Origin of the sequence: Erythrobacter rubeus (assembly GCF_014705715.1) — a bacterium.
Lineage (GTDB): Bacteria > Pseudomonadota > Alphaproteobacteria > Sphingomonadales > Sphingomonadaceae > Erythrobacter > Erythrobacter rubeus.
Genome location: NZ_JACXLC010000001.1, coordinates 268606 through 293520, shown reverse-complemented (window position 1 = coordinate 293520; position 24915 = coordinate 268606). Strand labels below are relative to the sequence as shown.

Annotated in this window: 32 protein-coding genes; 14 read left to right on the top strand and 18 right to left on the bottom strand. The window is 61.7% G+C overall.

Annotation, left to right across the window (positions count from 1 at the left end):
* Positions 1-10: 10 nt before the first annotated feature.
* The 10 genes from IB285_RS01540 to hisB form a co-directional block, all read right to left on the bottom strand.
* Positions 11-454, bottom strand: a complete 444-nt coding sequence (locus IB285_RS01540) for an ExbD/TolR family protein (protein ID WP_190786514.1) — start codon at positions 452-454, stop codon at positions 11-13.
* 115 nt (positions 455-569) lie between these two features.
* Entirely contained in the window at positions 570-1271 is a 702-nt protein-coding gene (gene tolQ / locus IB285_RS01535) for a protein TolQ (RefSeq protein WP_190786513.1), read from the bottom strand.
* Positions 1271-1720 carry a YbgC/FadM family acyl-CoA thioesterase gene (locus tag IB285_RS01530; RefSeq protein WP_190786512.1) on the bottom strand — a complete coding sequence of 150 codons (450 nt, stop codon included), beginning with the start codon at positions 1718-1720 and terminating at the stop codon, positions 1271-1273. Before IB285_RS01530 ends, tolQ begins: the two co-directional genes overlap by 1 nt.
* A 96-nt stretch (positions 1721-1816) precedes the next feature.
* Positions 1817-2197 (bottom strand): histidine triad nucleotide-binding protein, encoded by a 381-nt coding sequence (locus IB285_RS01525; protein WP_190786511.1) that lies wholly within the window; start codon positions 2195-2197, stop codon positions 1817-1819.
* Between the two features lies 1 nt (position 2198).
* Positions 2199-2513 (bottom strand): phosphoribosyl-ATP diphosphatase, encoded by a 315-nt coding sequence (locus IB285_RS01520; RefSeq protein ID WP_190786510.1) that lies wholly within the window; start codon positions 2511-2513, stop codon positions 2199-2201.
* Positions 2514-2563: 50 nt separating this feature from the next.
* Positions 2564-3346 (bottom strand): imidazole glycerol phosphate synthase subunit HisF, encoded by a 783-nt coding sequence (hisF, locus tag IB285_RS01515; RefSeq protein ID WP_190786509.1) that lies wholly within the window; start codon positions 3344-3346, stop codon positions 2564-2566.
* Entirely contained in the window at positions 3343-3657 is a 315-nt protein-coding gene (locus IB285_RS01510; RefSeq protein WP_190786508.1) for a hypothetical protein, read from the bottom strand. Before IB285_RS01510 ends, hisF begins: the two co-directional genes overlap by 4 nt.
* Before the next feature lie 3 nt (positions 3658-3660).
* A complete protein-coding gene (gene hisA / locus IB285_RS01505) occupies positions 3661-4389 on the bottom strand; it encodes a 1-(5-phosphoribosyl)-5-[(5-phosphoribosylamino)methylideneamino]imidazole-4-carboxamide isomerase (protein ID WP_190786507.1) in 729 nt (242 codons plus the stop codon).
* A gap of 91 nt (positions 4390-4480) precedes the next feature.
* Entirely contained in the window at positions 4481-5107 is a 627-nt protein-coding gene (gene hisH, locus IB285_RS01500; protein ID WP_190786506.1) for an imidazole glycerol phosphate synthase subunit HisH, read from the bottom strand.
* 54 nt (positions 5108-5161) lie between these two features.
* Positions 5162-5779 carry an imidazoleglycerol-phosphate dehydratase HisB gene (gene hisB, locus IB285_RS01495; protein WP_190786505.1) on the bottom strand — a complete coding sequence of 206 codons (618 nt, stop codon included), beginning with the start codon at positions 5777-5779 and terminating at the stop codon, positions 5162-5164.
* 136 nt (positions 5780-5915) lie between these two features.
* Between hisB and IB285_RS01490 the strand changes: the two genes are divergently transcribed.
* The 3 genes from IB285_RS01490 (at position 5916) to gmk (ending at position 7612) form a co-directional block, all read left to right on the top strand.
* On the top strand, positions 5916-6419 hold the full coding sequence (locus IB285_RS01490; RefSeq protein WP_190786504.1) for an SspB family protein: 504 nt from the start codon (positions 5916-5918) through the stop codon (positions 6417-6419).
* Between the two features lie 49 nt (positions 6420-6468).
* Positions 6469-6876 (top strand): hypothetical protein, encoded by a 408-nt coding sequence (locus tag IB285_RS01485; RefSeq protein ID WP_190786503.1) that lies wholly within the window; start codon positions 6469-6471, stop codon positions 6874-6876.
* A gap of 91 nt (positions 6877-6967) precedes the next feature.
* Positions 6968-7612 (top strand): guanylate kinase, encoded by a 645-nt coding sequence (gene gmk / locus IB285_RS01480; protein ID WP_190786502.1) that lies wholly within the window; start codon positions 6968-6970, stop codon positions 7610-7612.
* A 47-nt stretch (positions 7613-7659) separates the two neighbouring features.
* Here gmk and IB285_RS01475 read toward each other — a convergent pair whose 3' ends face one another.
* From IB285_RS01475 to IB285_RS01460, 4 genes are all read right to left on the bottom strand, one after another.
* Positions 7660-8289 carry a hypothetical protein gene (locus IB285_RS01475; RefSeq protein ID WP_190786501.1) on the bottom strand — a complete coding sequence of 210 codons (630 nt, stop codon included), beginning with the start codon at positions 8287-8289 and terminating at the stop codon, positions 7660-7662.
* Between the two features lie 78 nt (positions 8290-8367).
* Positions 8368-9171, bottom strand: coding sequence for an SDR family oxidoreductase (locus IB285_RS01470; RefSeq protein WP_190786500.1), 804 nt, complete (start codon positions 9169-9171; stop codon positions 8368-8370).
* 3 nt (positions 9172-9174) lie between these two features.
* On the bottom strand, positions 9175-10314 hold the full coding sequence (locus IB285_RS01465; protein ID WP_190786499.1) for an acyl-CoA dehydrogenase family protein: 1140 nt from the start codon (positions 10312-10314) through the stop codon (positions 9175-9177).
* 147 nt (positions 10315-10461) lie between these two features.
* The gene (locus tag IB285_RS01460) at positions 10462-11655 is read right to left on the bottom strand and encodes an acyl-CoA dehydrogenase family protein (protein WP_190786498.1); all 1194 of its coding nucleotides are present in this window, start codon (positions 11653-11655) and stop codon (positions 10462-10464) included.
* A 222-nt stretch (positions 11656-11877) separates the two neighbouring features.
* Here IB285_RS01460 and IB285_RS01455 point away from each other — a divergent pair, with 222 nt between their 5' ends.
* The 4 genes from IB285_RS01455 to IB285_RS01440 all read left to right on the top strand — a co-directional run bounded on the left by IB285_RS01455 (position 11878) and on the right by IB285_RS01440 (position 17191).
* On the top strand, positions 11878-13317 hold the full coding sequence (locus tag IB285_RS01455) for an MFS transporter (protein WP_190786497.1): 1440 nt from the start codon (positions 11878-11880) through the stop codon (positions 13315-13317).
* Between the two features lie 99 nt (positions 13318-13416).
* Positions 13417-14754: an acyl-CoA dehydrogenase family protein gene (locus IB285_RS01450; protein ID WP_190786496.1), complete on the top strand. Its 1338-nt coding sequence runs from the start codon at positions 13417-13419 to the stop codon at positions 14752-14754.
* A gap of 50 nt (positions 14755-14804) precedes the next feature.
* Positions 14805-15893, top strand: coding sequence for a Zn-dependent alcohol dehydrogenase (locus IB285_RS01445; protein ID WP_190786495.1), 1089 nt, complete (start codon positions 14805-14807; stop codon positions 15891-15893).
* 224 nt (positions 15894-16117) lie between these two features.
* Positions 16118-17191, top strand: a complete 1074-nt coding sequence (locus IB285_RS01440; RefSeq protein ID WP_190786494.1) for a phosphotransferase family protein — start codon at positions 16118-16120, stop codon at positions 17189-17191.
* Positions 17192-17194: 3 nt separating this feature from the next.
* On the opposite strand, the gene IB285_RS01435 is transcribed toward IB285_RS01440, so the two are convergent.
* On the bottom strand, positions 17195-19357 hold the full coding sequence (locus IB285_RS01435; protein WP_328705831.1) for a S8 family peptidase: 2163 nt from the start codon (positions 19355-19357) through the stop codon (positions 17195-17197).
* A gap of 427 nt (positions 19358-19784) precedes the next feature.
* On the opposite strand from IB285_RS01435, the gene dapD reads away from it, so the two are divergent.
* From dapD to IB285_RS01415, 4 genes are all read left to right on the top strand, one after another.
* Positions 19785-20621: a 2,3,4,5-tetrahydropyridine-2,6-dicarboxylate N-succinyltransferase gene (gene dapD, locus IB285_RS01430; RefSeq protein ID WP_190786492.1), complete on the top strand. Its 837-nt coding sequence runs from the start codon at positions 19785-19787 to the stop codon at positions 20619-20621.
* A 72-nt stretch (positions 20622-20693) separates the two neighbouring features.
* On the top strand, positions 20694-20858 hold the full coding sequence (locus tag IB285_RS01425) for a hypothetical protein (RefSeq protein ID WP_190786491.1): 165 nt from the start codon (positions 20694-20696) through the stop codon (positions 20856-20858).
* 69 nt (positions 20859-20927) lie between these two features.
* Positions 20928-21155: a hypervirulence associated TUDOR domain-containing protein gene (locus tag IB285_RS01420; protein WP_190786490.1), complete on the top strand. Its 228-nt coding sequence runs from the start codon at positions 20928-20930 to the stop codon at positions 21153-21155.
* The gene (locus IB285_RS01415; protein ID WP_190786489.1) at positions 21155-21346 is read left to right on the top strand and encodes a DUF3008 family protein; all 192 of its coding nucleotides are present in this window, start codon (positions 21155-21157) and stop codon (positions 21344-21346) included. Before IB285_RS01420 ends, IB285_RS01415 begins: the two co-directional genes overlap by 1 nt.
* A gap of 60 nt (positions 21347-21406) precedes the next feature.
* On the opposite strand, the gene IB285_RS01410 is transcribed toward IB285_RS01415, so the two are convergent.
* Entirely contained in the window at positions 21407-22726 is a 1320-nt protein-coding gene (locus IB285_RS01410; protein WP_190786488.1) for a dipeptidase, read from the bottom strand.
* A gap of 46 nt (positions 22727-22772) precedes the next feature.
* Here IB285_RS01410 and IB285_RS01405 point away from each other — a divergent pair, with 46 nt between their 5' ends.
* From IB285_RS01405 to IB285_RS01395, 3 genes are read left to right on the top strand one after another with little or no spacing between them, the layout of a single operon-like run.
* Positions 22773-23228 carry a cupin domain-containing protein gene (locus IB285_RS01405; RefSeq protein WP_190786487.1) on the top strand — a complete coding sequence of 152 codons (456 nt, stop codon included), beginning with the start codon at positions 22773-22775 and terminating at the stop codon, positions 23226-23228.
* A complete protein-coding gene (locus tag IB285_RS01400) occupies positions 23225-23623 on the top strand; it encodes a DoxX family protein (RefSeq protein ID WP_190786486.1) in 399 nt (132 codons plus the stop codon). Before IB285_RS01405 ends, IB285_RS01400 begins: the two co-directional genes overlap by 4 nt.
* Complete coding sequence (locus IB285_RS01395; RefSeq protein WP_190786485.1) at positions 23620-23856, top strand: DUF3253 domain-containing protein; 237 nt, start codon at positions 23620-23622, stop codon at positions 23854-23856. Before IB285_RS01400 ends, IB285_RS01395 begins: the two co-directional genes overlap by 4 nt.
* Before the next feature lie 29 nt (positions 23857-23885).
* On the opposite strand, the gene IB285_RS01390 is transcribed toward IB285_RS01395, so the two are convergent.
* Together IB285_RS01390 and IB285_RS01385 are read right to left on the bottom strand one after the other, a co-directional pair.
* Entirely contained in the window at positions 23886-24137 is a 252-nt protein-coding gene (locus IB285_RS01390; RefSeq protein WP_190786484.1) for an SWIB/MDM2 domain-containing protein, read from the bottom strand.
* 27 nt (positions 24138-24164) lie between these two features.
* Complete coding sequence (locus tag IB285_RS01385; RefSeq protein WP_190786483.1) at positions 24165-24758, bottom strand: YbhB/YbcL family Raf kinase inhibitor-like protein; 594 nt, start codon at positions 24756-24758, stop codon at positions 24165-24167.
* Positions 24759-24915 lie beyond the last annotated feature (157 nt).

Genomic DNA, 24915 nt, shown 5'->3' with positions numbered 1-24915 from the left:
CGCCCCTTGGCTATGGCTCCGTGCCTGAACCGCTGGTGACCAGCGAGATCGAGTTGAATCCCGCCCGGTTCAGCTCCCCCAGAACAGCCATGGTCCGCCCGTAATCGACCGCCCGATCGCCGCGGAACACGATGATGGGTTGCTGCCCGTCGGCGCCGCGATCGATCTGAGCGAGCGCATCGGGAAAGCCGCCGACCGGCACCGCTTCGTCTTCGATGTAGATGATCCCGTCGCCATCGACCGAAATCGTGATCTGTTCGGGTGTCTGGTCGACCGGGTTGGCGCGGCTATCGGGCAATTCGATCGGGACGCCGACAGCCAGCAGCGGCGCGGTGACCATGAAGATGATGAGCAGAACGAGCATCACGTCGACGAACGGCGTCACGTTGATTTCCGCCATCGGCGCGCGGCGCGAACGGCGACCCGAGCGCGAGGAGGAGAGATTCATGGCCATGCTGCATCTCCCGGCTGTGCGAGCAGCCGCAAGCGCGACCGCGCGCCCGCAGCGACGCGACCTTCAGGTCGCATGAGCGAGGAAATCGCGTTCGCGGATGCGAATGCGCAAATCATCATGCTTTGTCGAGCTCCCGGCTGAGCCCGGCATGCACCTTGTCGGCAAAGCGCTGAAGCTTCGCCTCGTAGCGGTTCACGCGGTTGGAAAAGCGGTTGTACGCAATCACCGCTGGAATGGCGGCAAACAGGCCGATCGCGGTTGCGAAGAGCGCCTCCGAAATACCCGGGGCGACGACTGCGAGCGAAGAGCTTTCCTGCGCGCCGATCTGGAAAAAGCTGTTCATGATGCCCCAGACCGTGCCGAACAGACCGACGAACGGTGCGACCGATCCGGTGGTCGCGAGGAAGGTAAGCCTGGTCGCGAGTTCATCCGCTTCCTCGGCCACCTGGCTTTCCATAGCAGCACCGATCCGGTCGCGCGCCGCGCCCCTGTCGATCGCGGCATTGGAAGTCGATTTCTTCCATTCATCGAGGCCCGCAGCGGCAACCCGGGCGGCGGGCACATCGCGGCGCTGTTGCTTCGTCAGCGTTGCCTCACGATCGCGGGTATCCCAGAAATCGGCCTGATAATCGCTGGATCGCCCTTCGAGCTTGCCGATCCGCATGCTGAACGCGACGATGATCGTCCAGACCCAGATACTCGCGAGGATCAAACCGGCCATCACCGCCTGCACGACGATGTCGGCATCGAGAAACAGTTCGAGCGGGTCGAGCCGGGCCGAAGGAACCGCAGCGAGAAGGTTGAGCGAGATGGTCATTAAGCCTCTTCATCCATGAATGACTGAAACGCCGCGCGCCAGGGCGCGGGCTGGCGCCGCGGGCGCCCCTCTGGTGTGAGAAACGCTGCGCGCACCTGCGCCGTGGCGAGTATCTCGGCCCCGCGCCGGGCGACCTGCTCCATGCGCACGCTCGCCGCGGCGATTTCGGTGCTGGCGGTGGTTATGACGACATCGTCGTCCAGCTTCGCCGGTTGCATGTATTTGACGGTAATCTCGGTAATCGCATACGCGCCATCGCCGGTCTCGATTGCATCGCGCTGATCGATGCCCAGCAACCGCAACAGGTCCGACCGCGCGCGCTCGAACCAGCGCAGGTAATTGGCGTGATAGGTGATACCGGAAAGGTCTGTGTCTTCGTAATAGACGCGAACGGCATAGAGATGACGTGTGCCGTCGATCACGCCGCCGGGGAAATTCGGTTCAACCATTGTGAAGCCACCTAGCGCAGCGGAGAATCGCTGCAAAGCGGCGTTTGCGATTAGCCACATGAATGGTGGTGAAACGAGTCCCGCATACGACGAAATTCACTTTCGCCAGATCATCGGCCCCAGCGGCTGACCGCCGAAGATGTGGACGTGCAGATGCGGCACTTCCTGTCCGCCATGCGCGCCGATATTCGCCATCATCCGGTAGCCTGGTTCGACCAGCCCCTTGCGCCGCGCGACTTCGCCGACAGCGCGCACGAAACCGCCGATTTCCTCGTCCGACGCCTTGGCGGAGAAGTCGTCCCAGCTGACATAGCGCCCCTTCGGAATGACCAAGGTGTGGATTCCCGCCTGCGGATTGATGTCTTCGAAGGCGTAGGCCCAATCGTCTTCGTATACTGTATTGGACGGGATCTCTCCGCGCAGGATTTTCGCGAAGATGTTCTCGTCGTCATACGGCAATGTCGGATCGATCGGCATCTTATTCCTTCCTGCTGGCCTTCTCTTCAAGGCCTGAAAGCCCCTCGCGCCGCTCCAGCTCGCCCAGCACGTGATCGAGCGATACGCCCTTCGCATCGAGCAGCACGAGCAGGTGGAACAGGAGGTCGGCGCTTTCCCCGACCAGTTCCTCATTGCTTCCGGAGACGGCCGCGATCACCGCCTCGGTCGCTTCCTCACCCAGTTTCTGGGCGATTTTCGGCAAGCCCTTCGCGTTGAGCTTTGCGACATAGCTGGTCTCCGGCGATGCAGCGCGCCGGGCGGCGATGGTCTGTTCGAGGCGTTCAAGCGTGTTCATGGTCGCGCTTCTCTCGCAAACCCCGCGCGCGGGCAAGCGTCATGTCCCGTTTAGATCCCACGTGCCGGCAGGCCAGCATCGCGCAGCGCCTTGTGCGCGTCGCTGATCGAGTGCTCGCCGAAATGGAAAATCGATGCGGCAAGAACGGCGCTCGCATGGCCTTCGCGCACGCCGTCGACGAGGTGGTCGAGCGTGCCGACGCCGCCGCTGGCGATCACCGGGATGCTGACCGCATCGGCGATCGTGCGGGTGAGTTCCAAGTCGTAGCCTGCCTTGGTCCCGTCGCCGTCCATGCTGGTGACCAGCAATTCGCCTGCGCCCAGCTCCGCCATCTTCTTCGCGTGTCCGATCGCGTCGATACCGGTTGGCTTGCGCCCGCCATGGGTGAAGATTTCCCACTTGGGCCCGGGGGCGCCGACCGTGGGGACGACCCGCCGTGCATCGACGCTGGCGACGATGCACTGGCTGCCGAATTTCTCTGCGATCTCGCGCACTACCTCGGGCCGCTTCACAGCCGCGCTGTTGACCGCGACCTTGTCCGCACCGGCAAGCAGCAGCGCCCGCGCATCCTCGACCGAGGCGACGCCCCCACCGACCGTCACCGGTATAAAGCAGACCTCCGCCGTTCGCCTGACGATATCGAGCAGCGTCCCGCGCCCTTCATGCGTTGCCGAGATATCGAGGAAGCATAATTCGTCCGCCCCCGCCTCGTCATAGGCGCGCGCCTGTTCAACCGGATCGCCTGCATCTTTCAAGTCGACGAAATTGACCCCCTTCACCACGCGCCCATCGGCAACGTCGAGGCAAGGGATTACGCGGATACGGACGGTCATTGCGAAGCGCTTTCCTGTTCGGCCTGCTGAGCGCTAGGCGTAGTGAATACTCCCGCAAGGCATTCATCGCCCACGCAGTCGTCCCCCGTCTTGAAACCGATAATCAAATACGGCCAGAGGAAGCTCGCGAAAAACGCGCCAGCCATGCCGTACACCATCCCGTTCGTGCCGAAGCGCGGCTCCAGGAACTTGGCCACCGCCAGCGCGAGCAGGAGAAACACCACGACATTGATCATCGCATATTCGATCGTGCCGACGGTGATGCCCGCGAGAAATGTAAGGCCGAGGAACATGCAACCCATCTGCCGCATGGTTCAAGCCCGCGCTCCCATCTGGATCGCCGCTGCCAGATCAAGCCTGCCTTCGTAAAGCGCCCGTCCAGTGATCACGCCTTCGATCCCTTCATGCGCGTTGAGTGACAAGACGTGAATGTCGTCCAGCCCCTTTACCCCGCCGCTCGCGATCACGGGGATATCGACGCGCTGGGCAAGCTCGACCGTCGCATCGATGTTTACGCCCTTTAGCAGTCCGTCGCGGCCGATATCGGTGAAGAGCAAGGCCGCGACGCCAGCATCTTCGAACCGGCGGGCGAGATCGACGACAGGTACGTCCGATACTTCCGCCCAGCCCTCGGTAGCTACATGTCCGTCCTTTGCGTCCACCGCGACGACGATGCCGCCTTCCCATTCCCTCGCCATTTCACGCACGAATTCGGGGTTCTTGAGCGCTGCCGAGCCCATCACCACGCGCGCAACGCCAAGGTTGAACCACCCCTCGACCGCGGCGGCATCGCGAATTCCTCCGCCCAGTTGCACGTAACCGGGGAATGTCTCGACTATGGCTTCGACAGCCTCGCGGTTCTCGGTTCGACCTGCAAAGCTGCCGTCGAGATCGACGACATGCAGGTGCTCTGCCCCCGCCTCGGCGAAGATCATCGCCTGCGCTGCTGGATCATCGCCATAGATGGTGGCGCGGTCCATATCGCCCTCGGCGAGCCGCACGACTTCGCCGCCTTTGAGGTCGATGGCGGGAAATACGATCATTGCGTTTCCTTTTCGCGTGCGTGACGCGCATCCGCGCGTCCCTTGATGCCGGGCCTGCCCAGCACGCGAGCGATAGCGAGCCGCGAATACATCACGGCTTCCATGTCAAAAACCTCTCCAACGTCGCGAGACCATACGCCTGGCTCTTCTCGGGATGAAATTGCACGCCCGCGATATTGCCCCGGCTGACCGCGGCGACAAGACCCTCTCCGTGATCGGTGAGCGCGGCGATGTGATGCGGATCGTCCACCGCGAAGTGGTAGGAGTGGAGGAAGTAAGCCTCACCCTCTTCGATCACCGCGTGGCCGCGCGCATGCGGCATCATTGCGACATCGTTCCAGCCCATATGCGGGACTTTGATCGCGGGATCGTGCGGCTCGATCAGCCGGACCTCGCCCGAAATCCAGTCCAATCCTTCATGCGTGCCATGTTCCAGACCTCGGGTCGCGAGCAATTGCATGCCGACGCAAATGCCGAGAAAGGGTGCGCCGCCCAGCCGAACGCGCTCTTCCAGCACTTCGACCATGCCGGAAACGGCGCGCAGTCCGTCAGCGCAAGCCTTGAACGCGCCGACACCCGGCAAAACAATCCGGTCAGCCCTGCGCACGAAACCCGCGTCGGCCGTGATCGTGACGTCCGCGCCCACAGCCTTCAGTGCATTATGAACCGAATGGAGGTTGCCTGCGCCGTAATCGATGAGCGCGACGCGGTTGGTCACCCGTCTACCCTCCAGCCGCACAGCGACCGTAGGGGCGTGCGCAAGCGAGGGGTCCTAACCACCGAGCTGCCCCTTGGTGCTCGGGATCGCGCCGCCTTTGCGTGGGTCGCGCTCGACCGCGATCCGCATCGCGCGGGCGAAGCCTTTGTAGATGCTCTCGCAAATGTGGTGGTTGTTGGTGCCGTAGATCAGCTCGATATGCAGAGTGATCCCGGCTGTCTGCGCGACCGAATGAAACCAGTGCTCGATCAGCTCGGTGTCCCATTCGCCCAGTTTTTCCTGCGTGAAGCCCGCTTTCCAGACGACGTATGGCCGCCCGGAAATGTCGAGCGCGACGCGCGAAAGCGTTTCATCCATCGGCGAATACGCGCTGCCATATCGCCCGATACCGGCCTTGTCGCCGAGCGCCTCTGCAATCGCCTGACCCAGCGCAATCGCCGAATCTTCGGTCGTGTGGTGCTGATCAACATGCAGGTCGCCCTCGACCTTCATCGCAATGTCGATCAGCGAATGCTTCGAAAACTGTTCGACCATGTGATCGAGAAATCCGATCCCGGTCGATACGTCGTATGTGCCGGTGCCATCGAGATCGACTGTGATCGCGATTCCGGTTTCAGCGGTCTTGCGCTCGATCGTGCCCGTGCGGTGGGTGTTTTCAGCGGTATTGGCCATGACCCGGCGCTATACGCCGGTCAGCGCGCAGCGCAAGCGGCGGCGGAGTGCGAAAGCGGAAGCAATGCGGCGAATTATTTATTCATGTCCCGGAAAGGCTTGACCATCGCCGCGACCCTCGTCACCACTCTTGTGCATGAGCGAAGAAACGCCCGATAGCCTGATCCCGTACGATGAGATCGTACAGGAGGCGCTGCGCGCCGTCGTCGGACGCGTGCTCGGCCAGATCGAGCAGGGCGGGAGCGAGCTTCCGGGCAATCACCACTTCTACATCACGTTCAAGACCGGCGCCGCCGGCGTGTCCATCCCGCCGCATCTGCGCGAACGGTTTCCGGACGAGATGACCATTGTACTCCAGAACAAGTTCTGGGACCTCGACGTCCGCGATGACGGATTTTCGGTCGGCCTTTCGTTCAACCAGATCCCGGCCAAGCTGCAGGTGCCCTTCGCGGCGATCACGGCATTCGTCGATCCGGCAGTGGATTTCGGCCTCCAGTTCCAGGCGACGGCGGAAGGCATGTCTCCAGAAGCGCACGAAAGCGCGGAGAATGACGAGCCCGAGGACGGTATGGATCCGGACAATGGCGGCGATGACGATGGCTCCAATGTCGTGACCGTGGACTTCGGGAAAAAGAAGTAAGCCGCGCGCTTGCGGAAACGCTTTGATCTTCGTGCGTTGATGGTCTGATATGAAGAAACCACGCCCAGACCGCTTTACCCGCACCTTGGCAAAGGCTGACGTCGAGGAAGAGACGCGCACATCGCTTCTCATCCCGAGCCCCAACCCGGCGACCAACCTGCTCATCACCGATATCGTGGTGCGCGGTGCGAGCACGCTTTTCCGCAAGAATATCGAAAAGAAAGTCGCCAAGGCGAGCTATCGCGACGAGGCAAAAGCGGAGTCTCTTCTGGATGGCCGCACTATGCTGACATCGCTTGCTCTCTACGGCGCGAGCAAGTTGGCGACACGCTCCCCGGTGGGACTTGGGATTGTCGCAAGCGGCCTCGTCGTCAAAACGCTCTACGACCGCGGAAAGTCACGCCAGCTCATGCGGAAACGGCAGACGAAGCGACTGTCCAAGCGATCGGGCAAGTAAAGGCATCGCGGGACATAACCGGCGGGCAGTTCCCCTCGCCCCTTGATTTCCCGGCGCGCTTTGCGGCATCGGGGTGTTCTTTGGGGAACCCATGGCCGAATTCAAAACCATCGATAAGCTGCATCGCCGCGGACTGCTGTTCATTCTGTCCTCGCCATCGGGCGCGGGCAAGACCACCCTGTCGCGCATGTTGCTGGCCGCCGATCCCGACATCAAGCTCTCCGTCTCCGCCACCACCCGCCCGCCTCGCCCGGGCGAGACCGACGGCGTGCACTACCACTTCGTCAGCGACGCCAAGTTCGATGCGATGGTCGAGGAAGACGACTTTTACGAATGGGCCGAGGTGTTCGGATATCGTTACGGAACCCCGAAGGGGCACATCCGCGAAGGGCTGAAAGCGGGGCAGGATTACCTGTTCGATATCGACTGGCAGGGAACGCAGCAGCTCTATCAGAAAGACCAGCAGGACGTGGTCAGCGTGTTCATTCTCCCGCCGAGCCTGCCGGAACTGCGCCGTCGCCTAGAAGCGCGCGCGCAGGACAGCGACGATGTGATCGACGGCCGCATGGAACGCGCCCGGGCGGAAATCAGCCATTGGGCGGAATACGATTACGTTGTGATCAACGACAATGTCGATGAATGCTTCGACCGGGTGCGCGAAGTGCTCGATGCAGAACGGATGCGCCGCACGCGGCAGACCGGGCTGATACCCTTCGTGCGGGAGTTGATGGGTTAAGGTTTAGCGACCCTGGTACTCAGCACACGGTATGCGACAGCGGATGGTCAGATCGCGTCGCGGCGTTGACGTTCGTCCAGCTCTTCCAACAGATCGTTCAGCTGCCGCTCGATGATCGCCCCGCTATCGCCGCCACCGTAATTGAGAACGCCGCTTGAAAAAGTCGTGCCGAAGGTATCGGCAAGCGATTTCGTCTGGAGGATGCCGCTGGCGAAATCGCGCGTGGTCAGGCTGTCGAGCGGATGGACGAAGGCACCCCAAACCAGACCCTGCCCAATCGCGTAGCGCGCATCCAGCGCGGTGTCGAAATTGGCCTGCATCAGGCGCTCCATCGCGCCCTCCGGAAGCTCGCTGGCAGCGGCGATCGGTGTAATGATCCGCATACGGTCGGCATCGGTATCCGTCACCACGACGATCATCCGCTCCTCGACCTTGAACTGCCAGTTGTTGCCGGTGCGCTGCGCATCGCCGTCGAGCGCTGCGATCACCTCGCTCATTCGGTCGAGTGCAGCCTTTGCCTCAGGAGCGAGTTCACCGCTCTCGGGCGCAGCCTCCTGCTGATCTGCATCGGGTGGCGGCGCGCCGTCATCCTGTGCTGCGAGCGCCAGCGGGAGCGATATCGCGGCACCAGCGGCGAGAACGCCAAAAGACAATCGGCGGGGTGAGCGAGCAAGCATGCAGAACCTCCTTGGAAAAACGCGTTCCAACAGGAGGTTCGGCGAGCCGCTCGCCAAGGTTACATTCGCGCTGCTACCTTATCCGGCGGGATCGTTAAAGATGTTAGGCAGGAAAGCGTTCACCACGCCGCCATCGACCGTCACGGTGTCGCCGACCACGTAATCACCAGCACGGCTGCACAGGTAGATAGCGGCGGCGGCCATGTCTTCCTTCGTTCCGATCCGCTTGGCCGGGATCATCGACGCACTGGCATCGGGCGCGTTCTTCGCGGCTTTGTTCATCTCGCTGGCAAAGGCACCGGGCGCGATCGATGTCACGATGATGTTGTCCTGGATAAGCCGCGCGGCCATCCGCCGCGTCAGCTGAATCACGCCTGCCTTGGATGCCTGGTAGGCGTAGGTTTCCCAAGGATTGATCTTTTGCCCGTCGATCGACGACACGTGAATCACCTTCGCCGGATGATCGCCTTTGCCGCCCGCGACTAGGAGATCGTGCAGCTTCTGCGTTAGGAAAAACGGCGTCTTGACGTTGAGATCCATCGTCCGGTGCCAACCAGCCTCGTTGAATTCGAGATAAGGCTGCCCCCACGCGGCGCCTGCATTGTTGATCAGGATATCGAGCTTGTCCTCACGCTTCGCCATTTCATCCGCGAGCGTCTGGATGCCGTCCATCTGCGACAGGTCGGAGGGAATGCCGATCACCTTGTCCGCGCCGAACTCCTTGATGGTCTCCTCCATCTGCTCGACCTTGCGAGCGGAGATATAGACGCGCGCGCAGCCTGCAGCGAGCAGGCCTTCGACGAACATCTTGCCGATGCCGCGGCTGCCGCCAGTAACCAGAGCGATGCGGCCATCGAGGCCGAAGAGTGATTGAATATCCATGGATCAGTACCCGCTCAGTTCGGCAACCCGGTTGGCGTGGAAATACGCATCGCCCAGGAATTCCTGCAAAGCGCGGTCGCGCTTCACATAAAGGCCGATGTCGTATTCGTCGGTCATGCCGATGCCGCCATGCATCTGCACGCCTTCCTTGACCGCAAGACCCGCTGCCTTGGCGACCTTGGCCTTGGCAACGGAGCTCATCAGCTCGGCGCTCTCGGCTCCTGCATCGAGCAATTGCTGGGTCTTGATGACGACAGCGCGGGCGATTTCCACTTCGGAATAGAGGTGGCTGGCGCGGTGCTGAAGCGCCTGGAATTCGCCGATCAACCTGCCGAATTGCTTGCGCTGCTTTAGGTAATCGACGGTCATGTCCATCGCCCCGCTTGCAACACCTACACCCTCTGCGGCGGCGCCGACACGGCCGGCAGTCAACACCGCATTCAGGATATCGCGTCCGCCATCGACGTCGCCGATCACCGCATCGCCATCGAGCTCGACCCCGTCAAACTTGATGTGCGAGGCGACCGAGCTGTCGACGAGACGGACCGCGTCCTGCGTCATGTTGGCCGCATCTTTCGGGACAGCGAACAGGGTGATCCCGTCTTCATCCTCGTCCGATCCGCTGGTGCGCGCGGCGACCACGATCATGTCCGCGCTCGCGCCCTGCACCACGAAGCTCTTGGACCCCGTCAGCTTGAAGCCATTGCCGGATTTTTCCGCCTTGGTTGCGATGCGGCTGGGACGGTGTTTGGCCGTTTCGTCGATGGCGACTGCGAACACGCTTTCGCCTTCGATCAGACCGGGCAGGTAACGCCCCTTGATGTCGTCCGAACCGTGCTTCAGCGCGGTCGCCGTAAGCACGGACGATGTCAGGAACGGCGACGGAGTGAGATTGCGTCCGATCTCCTCGAGCACGATGCCCGCCTCGACATGGCCCATGCCCAGCCCGCCATCGTCCTCGGCGACGAGCATTCCGGTGAAGCCCATCTCGGCCATCTGCTTCCACAAGGCGTGGCCGAACCCGTCAGGGCAATCGCGGTCGCGCCAATGGCGAAGTTGTTTCTGGATGTTGCCTTCTTCGGCCATGAAGCCGCTGGCAGTGTCGGCGAGCATCGCCTGATCGTCGTCGTGATAAAGGGGCATTGAAAATCTCTCTCCGATTTTCCCCTCTCGCTTGCGGGAGGGGCAGTGAGACTTGCGAGTTTGCTCGCTAGTCGCAGCGGGGTGGGTAGGTGCTACGTCGTATGCCCACCCCCGGCCCCTCCCGCGAGTGGGAGGGGAGAATGGCTGTTACGATCCCGGCAGATCGAGGATGCGCTTCGAAATCACATTCAGCATGACTTCCGATGTGCCGCCTTCGATCGAGTTCGCCTTGGTCCGCAGCCAGTTGCGCGACGGTTTGCCGCCGCTGGTTTCTTCGCTTTCCCATTCGAGAGCGCGGCTGCCGCCAGCCGACATCATCAATTCGTGGCGACGCTTGTTCAGTTCGGTCCCGACATATTTCATCATGTTGGGCTGCGCCGGATGCGCCTTGCCGACCTTGATCTCGTCGAGGAACTTCTCGCCCATCGCGCCATAAGCCAGCGCATCGACATCGAACATTGCGAGTTCCGCGCGTAGGACCGGGTCGAGTTCGTCGCCGGCTTTCGCCGCGTGGCGCTTCATCGCCGCGCCGATCGCACTGGTGCGGTCGCCGCCGCCCGCGCCCGAAATCATCTCACGCTCATGGCCGAGAAGATATTTCGCGACGTCCCAGCCGCGATTGATCTCGCCCACATAGGCAGGGATGCCTTCGCCGTAGCTCTTGGGCACCTTCACATCGTCGAAGAAAGTTTCGCAGAACGGCGAGCTACCGCTGATGAGCTTGATCGGCTTGGTCGAGCAGCCTTCGGTCTCCATGTCGAACAGCATGAAGGTGATGCCCTGGTACTTGTTCTCCTTGTCGGTGCGAACAAGGCAGAAAATCCAGTCGCATTCATCCGCATAGGAAGTCCAGACCTTCTGGCCGTTGACCAACCAGTGATCGCCCTTGTCCTCGCCAAAGGTCTGAAGGGAGACGAGGTCGCTGCCCGATCCCGGTTCGGAATAGCCCTGACACCAACGGATTTCGCCGCGGGCGATCTGGCCGAGGAAGTGCTTCTTCTGCTCCTCCGTGCCGAAATGCAGCAGCGCCGGGCCGAGCATCCAGATACCGAACGAGCTCAATGGCGGGCGCGCGTTGATGCGGCCCATTTCCTCGCGCAGCACCTTCGCCTGTGCGGGATCAAGGCCGGCGCCGCCATATTCCTTCGGCCATGCCGGAACGGTGTAGCCCTTGTCGCGGCAGGCCTCGAACCAAGCTTTCTGCGCGTCGTTCTTAAAGGTCGCGTTGCGCCCACCCCAATAGACGCCTTCTTCGTCACGCACCGGCTCACGCATTTCCGGCGGGCAATTGGCCTCCAGCCATTCACGGGTTTCGGTGCGGAAGCTTTCCAGATCGGACATCGCCGACTCTCCTCGTTTGATCTCTCACTTAACGCTTACGTTATGGTAATTGACCGGTTTCAAGCAAGGACCGATTTGCGAGCAACCAGGCGCACCGCAGTGCCGTAGCGTCAGGTGGTTTCCGTTGACGCAATGCGCGTGGCGCTTAGGCTGGCGGGCAAGAGTTGGGAGATATCGCATGATCGGATTCGGCATGTGCCACACGGCACAGGGGCAGCGATAATGGGCCTTGTGAAAGGCAAGCTGCCGATGCGCCTGAAGCTGATCCACGGCTTTGGCGCGGTCGCGTTCGGGGTCAAGGATACCGGCTTCCAGTTCTTCCTGCTGTTCTTCTACAGCCAAGTGCTCGGTATGGAGGCATCGCTCGTCAGCCTTGCCCTGCTGTGCGCGCTTTTGATCGATGCCGTGGTCGATCCGATCCTCGGCAACCTGTCCGACCGCACGTATACCAAATGGGGCCGGCGCCTGCCGTGGCTTTACGCAGCACCGATCCCGCTCGCCTTTGCATGGGTGCTGATGTGGTCTCCCCCGGGCGGAGAAGCGCCGACGTTCTGGGGGTTGCTGGCGATCGCGGTTGTGGTGCGCATTCTCCTGTCGGCCTGCGAAGTGCCCTCGATCTCTCTGCTGCCCGAGATCACGAGCGATTATGACGAGCGGACGACCCTTTTCCGGTTCCGCTATATCTCCGGATGGCTCGGCGGGATCTTGATGATGGTGCTCGCTTACACTGTCTTCATGCCGGGCGAGGACGGACTACTGAACCGCGATGGCTATGTCGGCTGGGCGATCACCGGCGGCAGCCTCATTGTCCTGTCGGTGATGGGGTCTGCGCTTGGCCAGCACCGGCTTGTCGCGCATCTGCCCGAGACCAAGCCAGAGCCGTTCACGATCCGCGCCTGCTTTGCGGAAATCGTCGAGGCCTTCCGCGAGCGCGCCTTCCTGATCTTCGCCGCCGGCGGGCTGGCCGCCTATGTCAATCAGGGTCTCACCTTCTCGCTGACCAATTACCTGACACTCTATGTCTGGCGGCTGGACACCGCGCAGATGCCGCTGCTGCCCGAAGGCGTGACTGCCCTGAGCCTCTATCCGCTCGCGCTGTTCGTGTCGGCTATACTCATGTTCTTTGTCGTCGGACCAATGCACAAGCATCTGGGCAAGCCAAAGAGCGCGGCCATCTCCGCCCTGGGCACGGCGCTGTTCACGCTCAGCCCTTATCTCGCGCTCTACGCCGGTGTCTGGCCGCCGCTCGACACGGCTTTGTCGGGACTCATGCTGCTTGCGCTGCTGATCGTCGGCAACACGCTCGGTATCGTGGTGCTCATTTCCGCAAGCTCGATGATCGCGGAAATCGTCGAAGCCTATCTGGAACGCACCGGCAGGCGCGCGGAGGGCGCGTTCTATTCGGGCAATTGGCTGATCCAGAAATGCGCGACGGGCCTCGGCATCTTCCTGACCGGGCAAGTGCTATCGGCCATCGATTTCGCTAGAGACGCCGCCCCCGGCGAAGTGCGTGCGAGCACAATCACCGATCTGATCGTTTTCTACGCGCTCGCCACCACTGTTTTAATGGCCATTGCTGCCTATTGGCTGGGCCGTTTCCCGATCAAGCGCGAGGACCATGAAGCGCGGGTCGCCGCCCTAGCCGCGCGCCAGACTGCATGACCCCACAGCCATAAATGAGAGCTTGGCGCGGCCAGATGGCTCTGCCACGGTTGGCCCAACAGATTCGATTGCAATTCAGGACTAGAGAGGAAACCCCCAATGGATTTTCAACCCACCGAACGCCAGGTCTATTGGCGCGACCGCGTGCGTGATTTCATCGAAACGCATGTCCGCCCGAATATGGACACTTACAAAGAACAGGATGCCGAGGGCGATCGCTGGAAAGTCATCCAGATCATCGAGGACAAGAAGAAGCTCGCCAAGGAAGCGGGCATCTGGAACCTCTTCATGCCGCCGCGCAATGAAAGCCACCACCACGTCGATGACACCTTCGAATTCGAAGGTCCGGGCCTCACCAACCTCGAATACGCGCTGTGCGCAGAGGAAATGGGCCGCATCGGCTGGGCTTCGGAAGTGTTCAATTGCTCCGCGCCCGACACCGGCAACATGGAAGTCTTCCACCGCTACGGCACTCGAGAGCAGAAGGAAGAATGGCTCAAACCCATCATGAACGGCGAGATCCGTTCCGCCTTCCTTATGACCGAGCCTTACACCGCGTCCTCCGATGCGACTAACATCGAAACCCGGATCGAACGCGATGGCGATGAATATGTCATCAACGGGCGCAAATGGTGGTCATCCGGCCTTGGCGATCCGCGCTGCAAGGTCGCGATTGTCATGGGCAAGACCGATTTCGAGGCGAAGCGTCACGCCCAGCAGTCGATGGTGTTGATGCCCATCGAAGCGCCCGGTGTGAACATCATCCGCCACCTCCCCGTCTTCGGCTATGACGATGCGCCGCACGGCCACATGGAAGTCGAGATGAAGGACGTGCGCGTCCCCGCCACCAATATGCTGCTGGGCGAAGGGCGCGGCTTCGAAATCGCACAAGGCCGCCTCGGCCCAGGCCGTATCCACCACTGCATGCGCACGATTGGCGTCGCCGAAGAAGCGCTTGCCAAGATGTGCAAGCGACTTCAGGAGCGCGAAGCGTTCGGCAAGCCGATCTACAAGCATTCGGTCTGGGAAGAACGCGTCGCGCGTGCCCGCATCGATATCGACATGACCCGTCTGCTCTGCCTGAAAGCGGCCGACATGATGGACAAGGTGGGCAACAAGTCGGCGAAACAGGAAATCGCGATGATCAAGGTCCAGGCGCCGAACATGGCGCTCAAGATCATCGACGATGCGATCCAGGCGCATGGCGGCGGCGGCGTGTCGAACGATTACGGGCTCGCCAATGCCTACGCCCACCAGCGCACGCTGCGCCTCGCCGATGGTCCGGACGAAGTTCACGCACGCTCGATCGCCCGCATGGAGTTCGGCAAGCATGTGCCAGAAGCGGGTCCGACCGCAAACGCACTGCGCGGTGACAGCGGACGCGCGGCCAACGATACTGGCGGGTTCAGCTCGGGCGATATGGGCGCCACGCGCTAAGGCCGATCTCCCCTCCCGCCTGCGGGAGGGGAATTAAGGGGAGAGAGAATTTGGCAAGAGCAGCAATCCTTGAAAAACCGGGCGAGGGACTTGTGATCGGCGATATCGACGTCGCCGAGCCGATGCCGCACGAAGTCCTGATCGACACCAAGGCCTGCGGCCTTTGCCATTCCGACCTGCATTTCATCGACGGGCATTATCCGCACCCACTCCCCTGCATTCCGGGGCATGAGGCTTCGGGGGTCGTGCGCGCGGTCGGCTCCGAAGTGAAGACAGTGAAGCCCGGCGACCACGTAGTCTCCTGTCTCAGCGCGTTTTGCGGAACGTGCGAGTTCTGTGTCACCGGGCGCATGGCATTGTGCCTTGGCGCGGCAACCCGCCGCGGCAAGGACGATGCTTCCCGCATGACCAGGAATGGCGGCGAGCCGGTCAACCAGATGCTCAACCTGTCGGCGCTGTCCGATCAGATGCTCATCCACGAAAACGCCTGTGTCGCGATCGACAAGGACATGCCGCTCGACCGGGCCGCCGTGATCGGCTGTGCGGTTACGACCGGCGCGGGCACCATCTTCAACGCGTGCAAGGTGACGCCGGGTGAAACCGTGCTGGTCGTCGGCTGCGGCGGAGTGGGGCTTGCGACGATCAATGCAGCGAAGATTGCCGGTGCGGGTAAAGTCATCGCCGCCGATCCGCTGCCCGAAAAGCGCGAACTGGCAAAGGTTCTGGGCGCGACCCACACGGTTGATGCAACCGCAGGCGATGCTGTCCAGCAGATCATGGAAATGTCGGGCGGCGGCGTCGATTGGGGGATCGAAGCTGTGGGCCGTCAGGCTTCGGCCGATCTTGCAGTGGCTGCGCTCAAGCGTGGGGGCACCGCCGTTATCCTCGGCATGATGCCTCTGGATTGCAAAGTCGGCCTCAACGCGATGGATCTGCTTAGCGGCAAGAAACTCATGGGCGCGATTATGGGGATGAACCATTTCCCGGTCGATCTTCCGCGTCTTGTCGATTTCTACCTGCGCGGCCTGCTGGATCTCGACACAATCATCGCTGAGCGGATCGGTCTGGAAGACGTCAATGCAGGGTTCGACAAGATGCGTGAAGGACACCATGCCCGCAGCGTCGTGATGTTCGACTGACCTTCGCCTCCGGTCTGTCCTACATTGATGGCGTGCGATAATGCAGCCGCAACTCAAGCGAACGCCAAAGGCCAATAATCGATGAAAAATGAAAGCTTACACATCCAACAGGACCTTCGGCGCGTAAACCGCAAAAATGCTGGGGTTTCGGTGGATTTTGGAATTTCACAAAGGGTACGGTTGCGTGGTCCATCGCGTGCCCTGCCAATATGGGAAAACGCAGCATGACCGACATCGATTTCGACAAGGAGATGGTGGGCACGGTCGAGGTGTCGGAGAAGGACAAGCTTGACCTCGCCAGGCTGACCGAATGGTTCGAGGCCAATGTCGAGGGCTTCGAAGGACCGATCAGCTACACCAAGTTCAAGGGTGGCCAGTCGAATCCGACCTACAAAATCGAGACGCCTAGCGCGAACTACGTGCTGCGCCGTCAGCCGTTCGGCAAGCTGCTGCCGAGCGCGCACGCGGTCGACCGCGAATACAAGGCGATGACCGGGCTGCATCCGACCGGCTTCCCGGTCCCGCGCACCTACGGCCTGTGCGAAGACCCCGAGGTCCTCGGGTCCAAGTTCTTCGTTATGAGCATGGCCGATGGCCGCTCGCTCTGGAATGGCGCGCTGCCGGACAGCTCTCCTGCCGAGCGGCGCGAGCTATACAACGCGCTGATCGACACGATGGCCGACCTTCACCTCAACAAGCCGGACGAAATCGGTCTTGGCGATTATGGCAAACCAACCGATTACTGCGCGCGCCAGATCAGCCGCTGGTCGAAGCAGTACAAGCTCTCCGAAACCGAGCACATGCCGGAGATGGAGCGCCTGATCGAATGGCTGCCCGAGACGATCCCGCCGCAGCATGAGAGCAGCGTGGTCCACGGCGACTACCGGCTCGACAACGTGATCTTCGCGCATGACGAAAACCGGATCATCGCGGTGCTCGATTGGGAGCTATCGACGCTGGGCGATCCGATTGCCGATTTCAGCTATCTGATGCTGAACTGGTTTCAGCCTGCCGATGGGCGAGCCGGGCTGCTCGGGCTCGATCTGGAGGCGCTGGGGATACCGTCGGTGGAGGAAGCAGTGGAGCGCTATGTCGAGCGCACCGGATATCCTGTGCCGCCGATGGATTGGTACTTCGCGTACAACCTGTTCCGGCTCGCCGGGATCATGCAGGGTATCAAGAAGCGCGTGATCGACGGCACGGCCTCCTCTGCCCACGCTAAGGCGATGAGCGACCGCGTGGCGCCACTCGTCGCCCGGGCTGCGGAATTCGCCCGCGCGGCAGGTATGCCCGATTGACCGTCAGAACGATGCGCTGAAGGTTACGAGCGCGCCCATATCGTCGGGAGCGGCCGCGAAATGCCCCGGCTCGCGGCGGTAGAATGCGCTTGCCCTCGCATAGCCGAACAGCAGCGGCCCGCCCCAGGTGAGCTCGCCCATGATCTCTCGACCTTCCGGCGAGAGTAAGAGCGTCTGGCGACCAATGATCGGCGTCTCGCTGGCGTAATCGTAGGCGACAGGCAGGTCGAGATTGAGCCCCCCGCCACTGACGCGCAAAGGCTGGCTCACTCTGATGCCAAGGGTGTCGCCAGCTGCAAGCGTGCTCAGCCGAACGAGGTCTATCGACCACGCATCGGTATCGATCCGCGATCCGGCACCGATCAAGGCGCCGCCGCGCGGCTGCGTGACCCCTCGCCTGAACGCCGCCCCTGCGCGCCAATTGCGCCCCAGACGCTGAGCGATGTCGGCATCCAGATAGAGAGTGTCCGCGCCCTGCAGACCCAATACGGAGTTGAAGTGCCCTCCGAGCAAAGTATCGTTCTCGGATAGCCATGTCAGCCCGATAGCGGTTTCGGTCGTACCGAACGCGCGGTCTGCGGCGAGGCTGAAACTGTTGGTCCGCCGCCTTTCGCGCACGCCGTAGACGACATCGGTCGAGCGGCGGTTGTCCCCCAGCCACGCTCGCCCGCTTTCTGCCGCGAAGGTCAGACCCCAGGCACCAATCTCGCGCCGCGCCGCAAAGGAAACGTCGCTGCTGGCGAGAAACCCGGTATCCGCTCCGGCGCGCGGCGCGATTGCAAATGCGGGTCTGCTTTGCCCCTGCAATTGCCCGACCAGGCCTCGCGCGCTTTGGGTAATGCCGAACCCCAGCTGCATGTCAGGAGCGATCCGCGCGGCCACGCTTGCGGCGAGCATCCGTGCGCCTTGCGCTTCTTCCGGTGTAAGCTGCAGCTCGCTCGACCAGCCGAGCCCGCCGCCACGCTCTCCTTCGGCAATGGTGACTGCAAAGGACAGTCCCTCACCGCCAGCAGAGCGCGAAATGCCGCCAGTTTCGACCGCGCGGCGCAGACGTTGGACCTGCGCCGCGTTCGCCGCGTCATGCCCGAGTTCGGCGTCGTAGGCCCGCTGATAGCGATCGAGTACAACCGTATCGATCGAAACAAACGTCAGTGCATCTCCCATCGCTGGCGACCCGAGCGCGAAGCTCTCACCCGGCGCCAGGATATTGGTCGATCCCGCAACGGTCGTGGTCCCAGACGGCTCGAACGCTGCGGCAATGTCGAGAATCCCGCTGCCAAAAACGCTGTCCAGACCGGCTTCGCCGGCATCGCGCGCTGTTTCCAGAAGGATCTCGACTATCTCGGAACCGGTCAGATTGGGGAAGGCCTGCGCCAGGATTGCAACGGCACCCGCAACCTGCGGAGCGGCGAAGCTGGTGCCTGAAAAAAGCGTGACGAACTGCTCCCCGTCGATTGTCTCGACGAAGATTTGTCCGTCTTCGTAAACGCAGCAAATCCGCTCACCAAGAGCGGCAATGAAAGAGGATGAGAAGTGGCCCGCGCGGTTGCTGAAATCGGAAATCTCACCCTGATCGTCGACCGAGCCGACAATGATGACATTGCCGCCGCCTGCCTGCTGGATACCCGATGCGAAGGGATCGGGCTGGTCCGGGTCGATCGACGGATTGCTCCCATCTCCGCCGTTCCCAGCTGCAACTACGACGACAACCCCGGCATTGGCAGCACGGGCGACAGCGTCCAAGATATCTTGAGAGGCCGGACCGCCGCCTAGGCTCAGGTTCACGACGGTGGCCCCGGCATCGACCGCGAGATTGATACCCGCTGCAATGTCGGTGTTTCTGAAGTTGCATCCCAAGGTCGGATCGTCGGGCGTGTCGGTGCCGCACGATCCGGGTTCGTCAGCGCGCACGGCGAGGATATCGGCATCGAATGCTGTTCCGACCACGCCGGTGTTGTTGAGTGCGGCTGCTGCAACCAGCGCGACATTCGTGCCGTGATCATCAAGCGGGTTGATCCCGCGATTTGCCACGACGTCGACGGACCGGGGATCGATCCGCCCAGCAAATTCCGGACTGTCGCTGTCTATGCCGGTATCGATCACGGCGATGATTTCGCCGTCTCCAGTTGCGCCCTCCCGCCAAGCGGTGTCCGCACCATGAAACACGGGTCCGTCTGACCGTCTTACCTCGGCCGTGTCGAAACTGACCGGCGGTGGTGGAGGCGGCGGAGATGCGGGAGGAGGAGGCGGCGGTGGCGGAGGAAGCGAAGCGATAGGCGTGCTGGATGAAGGACCTCCGCCTCCGCAGGCGCTGAGCAAAACGCAAAGCGCAGCGGATGCCACCAATTTGCCAGCACAGACCTTTGTGATCCGCAGAGGAGGCTCGGGCTTCCGGGCGACAGACGCGTTCAGGGGGTTCTGCATAAATGCGACCTCTTATAGAATTCCCCTAGTTTCCTGAGCATACGCCGGAAAAGTTAATGATCGCAACACGCGCGGCGCTGACCGGTGAATTTGCTTCTCACCTTGTGGCATTCACGTTGTGCAGCTAGCAGCGCTTCAAACTGCAAACCCTTCGCCTGCCAGAGGTACCATGACCGAAACACTCATCGCTGACATCGAAACCGCCTGGGAAAACCGCGGCGACGTAACACCGGGCAGCGAGGTTCGTCATCCTGTCGCAGAGGCCTTGGCGATGCTCGACAGCGGTGAAGCGCGCGTGGCGGAACCCGATGGGAATGGGGGTTGGCGGGTCAATCAGTGGCTCAAGAAAGCTGTGCTTCTCTCTTTCCGGCTGAAAGACAACCGCGTGGTCGAAGGTGGGTCTGCAGGCGATCCGGCTTTTGACAAAGTGCCGACCAAGTTCGCAGGATGGGGCGACAACCGCTTTCGTGAAGCTGGCTTCCGCGTGGTGCCGGGCGCGGTCGTTCGGCGCGGCAGCTTTATCGGTAAGGGCGCTGTCCTAATGCCGAGCTTCGTGAATATCGGTGCCTATGTCGGCGAAGGCACGATGGTCGATACCTGGGCGACGGTCGGTTCGTGCGCGCAGATCGGCAAGAATGTGCATCTATCCGGCGGCGCAGGGATCGGCGGCGTGCTGGAACCTTTGCAGGCCGAACCCGTCATCATCGGTGACGGCGCCTTTATCGGCGCGCGCAGCGAAGTCGCAGAAGGCGTCCGCGTTGGCGAAGGGGCAGTGCTTTCGATGGGAGTTTACCTTGGTGCATCCACCAAGATCATCGACCGGGCGACCGGCGAGATTCATATGGGTGAGGTGCCGCCATACGCGGTCGTCGTCCCGGGTACACTGCCCGGAAAGCCGCTGCCCGATGGATCGCCCGGTCCGTCTCTCTATTGCGCGGTCATCGTGAAAACGGTCGACGCGCAAACGCGATCGAAAACGGGGATCAACGACCTGCTTCGCGATTGATTTTTCAGCCTTCCCGCGACCGGGCTTTCGGCCCGGCGCGCGCTCGGCTATAGTGTTTCAAACGGAGTTCACATGGCATACGAAGACGACAAAGAAATCCACATCGAAGACGATGATGCACGCGGGGCGCACACAACCGGTGTCATGCGCTATGTCCTCGGCATAAGTCTGTTGCTTGCGATCATTGCGATGAGCGTGATCTGGATTATTCCGGCGCTTACAGGCTCTGCCAACTGACGGGGCGCATCCCGGAACCCGATTGCCGTTCCGCTCATTGATCTCCCGAAACCAATCAGGAGACCAAAAATGAGCAATTCCAACAGCTTCCAGACCAACCAGTACGTCAAATGGAACTGGGGCAACGGCGAAGGCAAGGGCCAGATCACCGAGCGGTTCGAGCGCGAGGTCACCCGCACGCTGCAAGGCACCGAAGTGACCAAGGACGGTGACGAGGACAATCCCGCATACCTGATCAAACAGGAAGACGGCGACGAAGTGCTTAAGCGCGGCAGCGAGCTTGAGGCGCAGGACTGATGCCCGAAGCCAAGAGCAAGGCGCAGCAGCAGGCTGCTGGTGCGGCCCTGTCCGCCAAGCGCGGCGAAACCGACAAGTCCGACCTGCAAGGCGCCTCTATCGGGATGTATGAAAGCATGAGCGAGGAGGAGCTGGAAGAAATGGCTTCCACCTCGCGCGAAGACCTGCCCGAAAGTGTCGACGAAGACTGAAACAGCTGACGAAGCGCGCGCTGGGGCCCTCGCCCCATGCGCACTCTTCTCTGGCCAGCTTTACTCTTCGCTCGGCAGAAGGCTCTCGATCGGAGCCCGATCCGCGACCCGCGCCGAATAGCGTTCCGCCTCTCGCAGCACCCGGATCGCATTGCGGCTCGAGATAAGTTCCAATTCCACCTGCGAGTATCCGCGCCTGGCAAGCTCAGCGAACAGCGCCGGATAGCCAGAGACGTCTTCCATGCCCACCGGACCGGTCGGCATACCATCATAGTCCGCACCGATGCCGATATACTCGACCCCGGCGACCTGTTTGATATGATCGATGTGGTCGGCCATGTGGCTGATCATCGTCTGCGGCTCAGGATTCTCCGCATCCCATTCCGCCATAGCCGCCTCCACAACGTCTGGCTGGCCCAGATATAGCGAATTCTGCCGCGCCTCTTCCGCCTGCCGCTCAGCATACCACTGGCGGCGCTCGTCGTTGAGGAAACCGGGCAGGCCGACCACCATCACGATCCCGCCATTCTCAGGCAACCTTGCGAGCACGCTATCAGGCACATTACGGGCATGGCCGTTGACTGCGCGCGCGCCGGAATGGCTGAAGATCACCGGCGCTTCGGCGACGTTCAGCGCGTCCATCATCGCTTCTTCGCTGACATGGCTAAGGTCCACCAACATGCCGATGCGGTTCATTTCGCGGATCACGTCCATGCCGAAATCGCTGAGACCGCCATGTTCGGGCTCATCGGTGGCGCTGTCTGCCCACGGGGTGTTGGCAGAGTGAGTAATGGTCATGTAGCGCGCCCCCAGAGCGTACATCTGGCGCAGCACGGCCAAGCTAGATCCGATCGAATGGCCGCCTTCCATGCCAAGCAGCGATGCTATCCTCCCATCGGCCATCGCGCTTTCGACCTGATCGGCCGTTTCAGCATAGGCGAGAGTACCCGGATAGCGCGCGATCAACCGCTTCATCACGTCGATCTGTTCCATCGTCATCTGTACCGCTTCCGGTTCGCTCAGGCTGACCGGCACGTAGACGGACCAATATTGCGCACCCACTTTCCCCTCGGCGAGGCGGGTCAGGTCGGTGTGCATCACCCTGCCCTCTGGATGGGTCGAGCCGGTTCCCGTCGTGTCGGTAAAATCGAGGTTGTTGATCTGATTGTCGAAACGCGCGCGAAGCTGAATGGGGACGTCGTTATGCCCATCGAAAACCGGTGCCGCTTCGAGCGCGGCCCGGGCGGTCACCACTGCGGGATCGGTCTCCACCGCAGGAGCAACATCTTCTGCGACGCTTTGCGATGATGCAGGGCTCGCAAGCACCATCGCAAGGGCAGCGAGAGACAGATTGAACGGGGAAATAGCGCGATATTGCATATTCGGTGGAACTCCCGGTAACTGCCCGCAACAAAAGGGGCATTACATGATCGCGACTGATAGCGCGGACCAACTGATCGAACAATTGCAGCTTGCGCCGCATCCGGAGGGAGGCTGGTACCGCGAAACTTACAGGGCCGCGCCGGAAGCATCGGGGCGAGCGCGCGGGACCGCTATTCTCTTCCTTCTGAAATCTGACGAAAGCTCCCACTGGCACCGCGTAGACGCAGACGAACTCTGGATCTGGCAGGGCGGCGACCCGCTTGAGCTGATGATTGCCGAGACGGATAGCGGCCCGGTGCGCAGCGCCTTCCTTGGGCCGGCTCCACGCCAAGGGCACTTACTGCAATGCGTCGTACCGACGGACGCATGGCAGGCCGCCCGCCCGGCGTCACCTGCTGAAAACGCTGCCGGATACACGCTCGTTTCCTGCGTGGTCGTGCCCGGTTTCGACTTTGCCGGTTTCGAACTTGCACCCGCAAATTGGGCACCGGGCCGATGATAAAGACCGCACTGCGCGTCCTTCTTGGCATATTCTATGGCTATGCGGGCTACGCGCATCTTGCCCAGCCGGAGCCGTTCCTTGCGATTACGCCGCCATGGGTGCCCTATCCGGACGCGGTGATCTGGTGGACCGGCATCGCCGAGATTGCCGGAGCCATCGGTCTGCTCCAGCCTTTCTCGCTTAAGCTGCGCCAGGCGGCGGGGATTGGTCTGGCGCTCTACGCGCTGTGCGTCTGGCCTGCGAACATCCATCACTTTGCGATGGACATGGCGAGCGAAGATGGCGGGCTTGGTCTAATTTATCATATCCCGCGCATGATCGCGCAGCCACTGTTGATCTGGCTGGCCCTTTGGACCGGCGAAGTGATTGGACGCAAAGCTGTTCAACCATGACGGCGGCTGAAAACGCGATCAGATCATTACTGGAGGAGCGCGCGGCGGGCCGGACAATCTGCCCCAGCGAAGCGGCGCGAAAGCTGGCCGGTGCAAACCCGGATTGGCGTCAGCATATGGACGATGTGCATCGCGCGGTCGATACCCTGATCGCCGCCGATGAGGTTGTCATTTCGTGGAAAGGTGAACGAAAAGAGCAGCGGCGCGGGCCGTATCGCATCGCGCGCCGCTAGCTCCTCCCGTAAGGTGTAAGGCGTGCGCCTTAGCTGAGATGCTTGGACACCGCAGCAGTCATCTTGAACATGGAGATCTGCTCTTTGCCGATCACCGCGCCCAGTTTGTCGTCAGGGTTGATCTGACGCTTGTCCTTGGAATCCTGCAGGCCGTTGGCCTTGATGTATTCCCAGACTTTCGAAGTAACCTGAGCGCGCGTCATCGGGCCTTTGCCGATTACGTTCTCGAGTTGACCTGAAAGTTGCACCGGTTTCTGCAGTGCGTTGGTCTTGCCAGCCATGGTATTTCTCCCTTTTAAGATGGCGGATTAGTCGGTTTCGTTTTCGTCCCACGCCATTCCAACATCGGCTTCAACGCCGGTGAACGGTGCGGTCAGAACTGCGCAGGCAGTGATGCTCCCCTTGATCGAGGCGACAAGGTCCTCGCGGCTTGCGCCAGGCATCAGGGTAAGCGGAAGATCGGTTGCGAACAGCTGGAACACATATTGCCGCTTCTCGCCGACAGGTGGGTCGGGAAGCAGCCATTCGGAGTTGCCGTGCGCGTTTTTACCGCTGCGCGGCGGGACCTCGCCCTCAAGTAGCTTGCCGCGCTGCCCGGCAAGCCCCCAGACGAGCCAGTGGCACTGCGGCCTATCGCCGTCGCTCGTCGCGTCTTCCACGATGAGGACAAGCTCCTGCGATCCGGGAGGCGGCGCGCTCCACTCCAATGGCGGTGCAACCGCGTCCTCTTCCTTCGCAGTAAAGCACGGGTCCAGTTCTTCACCGGCATCGAACGCGGGGCTTGTCAGCGCAAATCCGCCGCGCCCAAGTGAACGCGCATCGCCTAGCTCGGCAATGGCAAGCCCTGGATGACGCGCTGCTGGCGGCAGTTTGGCGGTGAGCCAGTCGGGAATGTCAGGCATGATTCTGTCGTTCCATATTTTGATAGTTAGTCTCATCGGGGGCAGGAAACGAGGTGCGCGCCCCCGATTTGCCCCGGTTTCTGCGGAAAACCCCGAGAAATGGGACGAAATACGGGGGTAATGAGAAGGTAAGGCCGCGCCTAGCTTGCCGAAGCGG

What these genes read in the sequence shown, in the direction of transcription:
- IB285_RS01540 (WP_190786514.1), bottom strand. Translation starts at nt 454, where the DNA reads ATGGCCATGAATCTCTCCTCCTCGCGCTCGGGTCGCCGTTCGCGCCGC.
- tolQ (WP_190786513.1), bottom strand. Translation starts at nt 1,271, where the DNA reads ATGACCATCTCGCTCAACCTTCTCGCTGCGGTTCCTTCGGCCCGGCTC.
- IB285_RS01530 (WP_190786512.1), bottom strand. Translation starts at nt 1,720, where the DNA reads ATGGTTGAACCGAATTTCCCCGGCGGCGTGATCGACGGCACACGTCAT.
- IB285_RS01525 (WP_190786511.1), bottom strand. Translation starts at nt 2,197, where the DNA reads ATGCCGATCGATCCGACATTGCCGTATGACGACGAGAACATCTTCGCG.
- IB285_RS01520 (WP_190786510.1), bottom strand. Translation starts at nt 2,513, where the DNA reads ATGAACACGCTTGAACGCCTCGAACAGACCATCGCCGCCCGGCGCGCT.
- hisF (WP_190786509.1), bottom strand. Translation starts at nt 3,346, where the DNA reads ATGACCGTCCGTATCCGCGTAATCCCTTGCCTCGACGTTGCCGATGGG.
- IB285_RS01510 (WP_190786508.1), bottom strand. Translation starts at nt 3,657, where the DNA reads ATGCGGCAGATGGGTTGCATGTTCCTCGGCCTTACATTTCTCGCGGGC.
- hisA (WP_190786507.1), bottom strand. Translation starts at nt 4,389, where the DNA reads ATGATCGTATTTCCCGCCATCGACCTCAAAGGCGGCGAAGTCGTGCGG.
- hisB (WP_190786505.1), bottom strand. Translation starts at nt 5,779, where the DNA reads ATGGCCAATACCGCTGAAAACACCCACCGCACGGGCACGATCGAGCGC.
- IB285_RS01490 (WP_190786504.1), top strand. Translation starts at nt 5,916, where the DNA reads ATGAGCGAAGAAACGCCCGATAGCCTGATCCCGTACGATGAGATCGTA.
- IB285_RS01485 (WP_190786503.1), top strand. Translation starts at nt 6,469, where the DNA reads ATGAAGAAACCACGCCCAGACCGCTTTACCCGCACCTTGGCAAAGGCT.
- gmk (WP_190786502.1), top strand. Translation starts at nt 6,968, where the DNA reads ATGGCCGAATTCAAAACCATCGATAAGCTGCATCGCCGCGGACTGCTG.
- IB285_RS01475 (WP_190786501.1), bottom strand. Translation starts at nt 8,289, where the DNA reads ATGCTTGCTCGCTCACCCCGCCGATTGTCTTTTGGCGTTCTCGCCGCT.
- IB285_RS01470 (WP_190786500.1), bottom strand. Translation starts at nt 9,171, where the DNA reads ATGGATATTCAATCACTCTTCGGCCTCGATGGCCGCATCGCTCTGGTT.
- IB285_RS01465 (WP_190786499.1), bottom strand. Translation starts at nt 10,314, where the DNA reads ATGCCCCTTTATCACGACGACGATCAGGCGATGCTCGCCGACACTGCC.
- IB285_RS01460 (WP_190786498.1), bottom strand. Translation starts at nt 11,655, where the DNA reads ATGTCCGATCTGGAAAGCTTCCGCACCGAAACCCGTGAATGGCTGGAG.
- IB285_RS01455 (WP_190786497.1), top strand. Translation starts at nt 11,878, where the DNA reads ATGGGCCTTGTGAAAGGCAAGCTGCCGATGCGCCTGAAGCTGATCCAC.
- IB285_RS01450 (WP_190786496.1), top strand. Translation starts at nt 13,417, where the DNA reads ATGGATTTTCAACCCACCGAACGCCAGGTCTATTGGCGCGACCGCGTG.
- IB285_RS01440 (WP_190786494.1), top strand. Translation starts at nt 16,118, where the DNA reads ATGACCGACATCGATTTCGACAAGGAGATGGTGGGCACGGTCGAGGTG.
- dapD (WP_190786492.1), top strand. Translation starts at nt 19,785, where the DNA reads ATGACCGAAACACTCATCGCTGACATCGAAACCGCCTGGGAAAACCGC.
- IB285_RS01425 (WP_190786491.1), top strand. Translation starts at nt 20,694, where the DNA reads ATGGCATACGAAGACGACAAAGAAATCCACATCGAAGACGATGATGCA.
- IB285_RS01420 (WP_190786490.1), top strand. Translation starts at nt 20,928, where the DNA reads ATGAGCAATTCCAACAGCTTCCAGACCAACCAGTACGTCAAATGGAAC.
- IB285_RS01415 (WP_190786489.1), top strand. Translation starts at nt 21,155, where the DNA reads ATGCCCGAAGCCAAGAGCAAGGCGCAGCAGCAGGCTGCTGGTGCGGCC.
- IB285_RS01410 (WP_190786488.1), bottom strand. Translation starts at nt 22,726, where the DNA reads ATGCAATATCGCGCTATTTCCCCGTTCAATCTGTCTCTCGCTGCCCTT.
- IB285_RS01405 (WP_190786487.1), top strand. Translation starts at nt 22,773, where the DNA reads ATGATCGCGACTGATAGCGCGGACCAACTGATCGAACAATTGCAGCTT.
- IB285_RS01400 (WP_190786486.1), top strand. Translation starts at nt 23,225, where the DNA reads ATGATAAAGACCGCACTGCGCGTCCTTCTTGGCATATTCTATGGCTAT.
- IB285_RS01395 (WP_190786485.1), top strand. Translation starts at nt 23,620, where the DNA reads ATGACGGCGGCTGAAAACGCGATCAGATCATTACTGGAGGAGCGCGCG.
- IB285_RS01390 (WP_190786484.1), bottom strand. Translation starts at nt 24,137, where the DNA reads ATGGCTGGCAAGACCAACGCACTGCAGAAACCGGTGCAACTTTCAGGT.
- IB285_RS01385 (WP_190786483.1), bottom strand. Translation starts at nt 24,758, where the DNA reads ATGCCTGACATTCCCGACTGGCTCACCGCCAAACTGCCGCCAGCAGCG.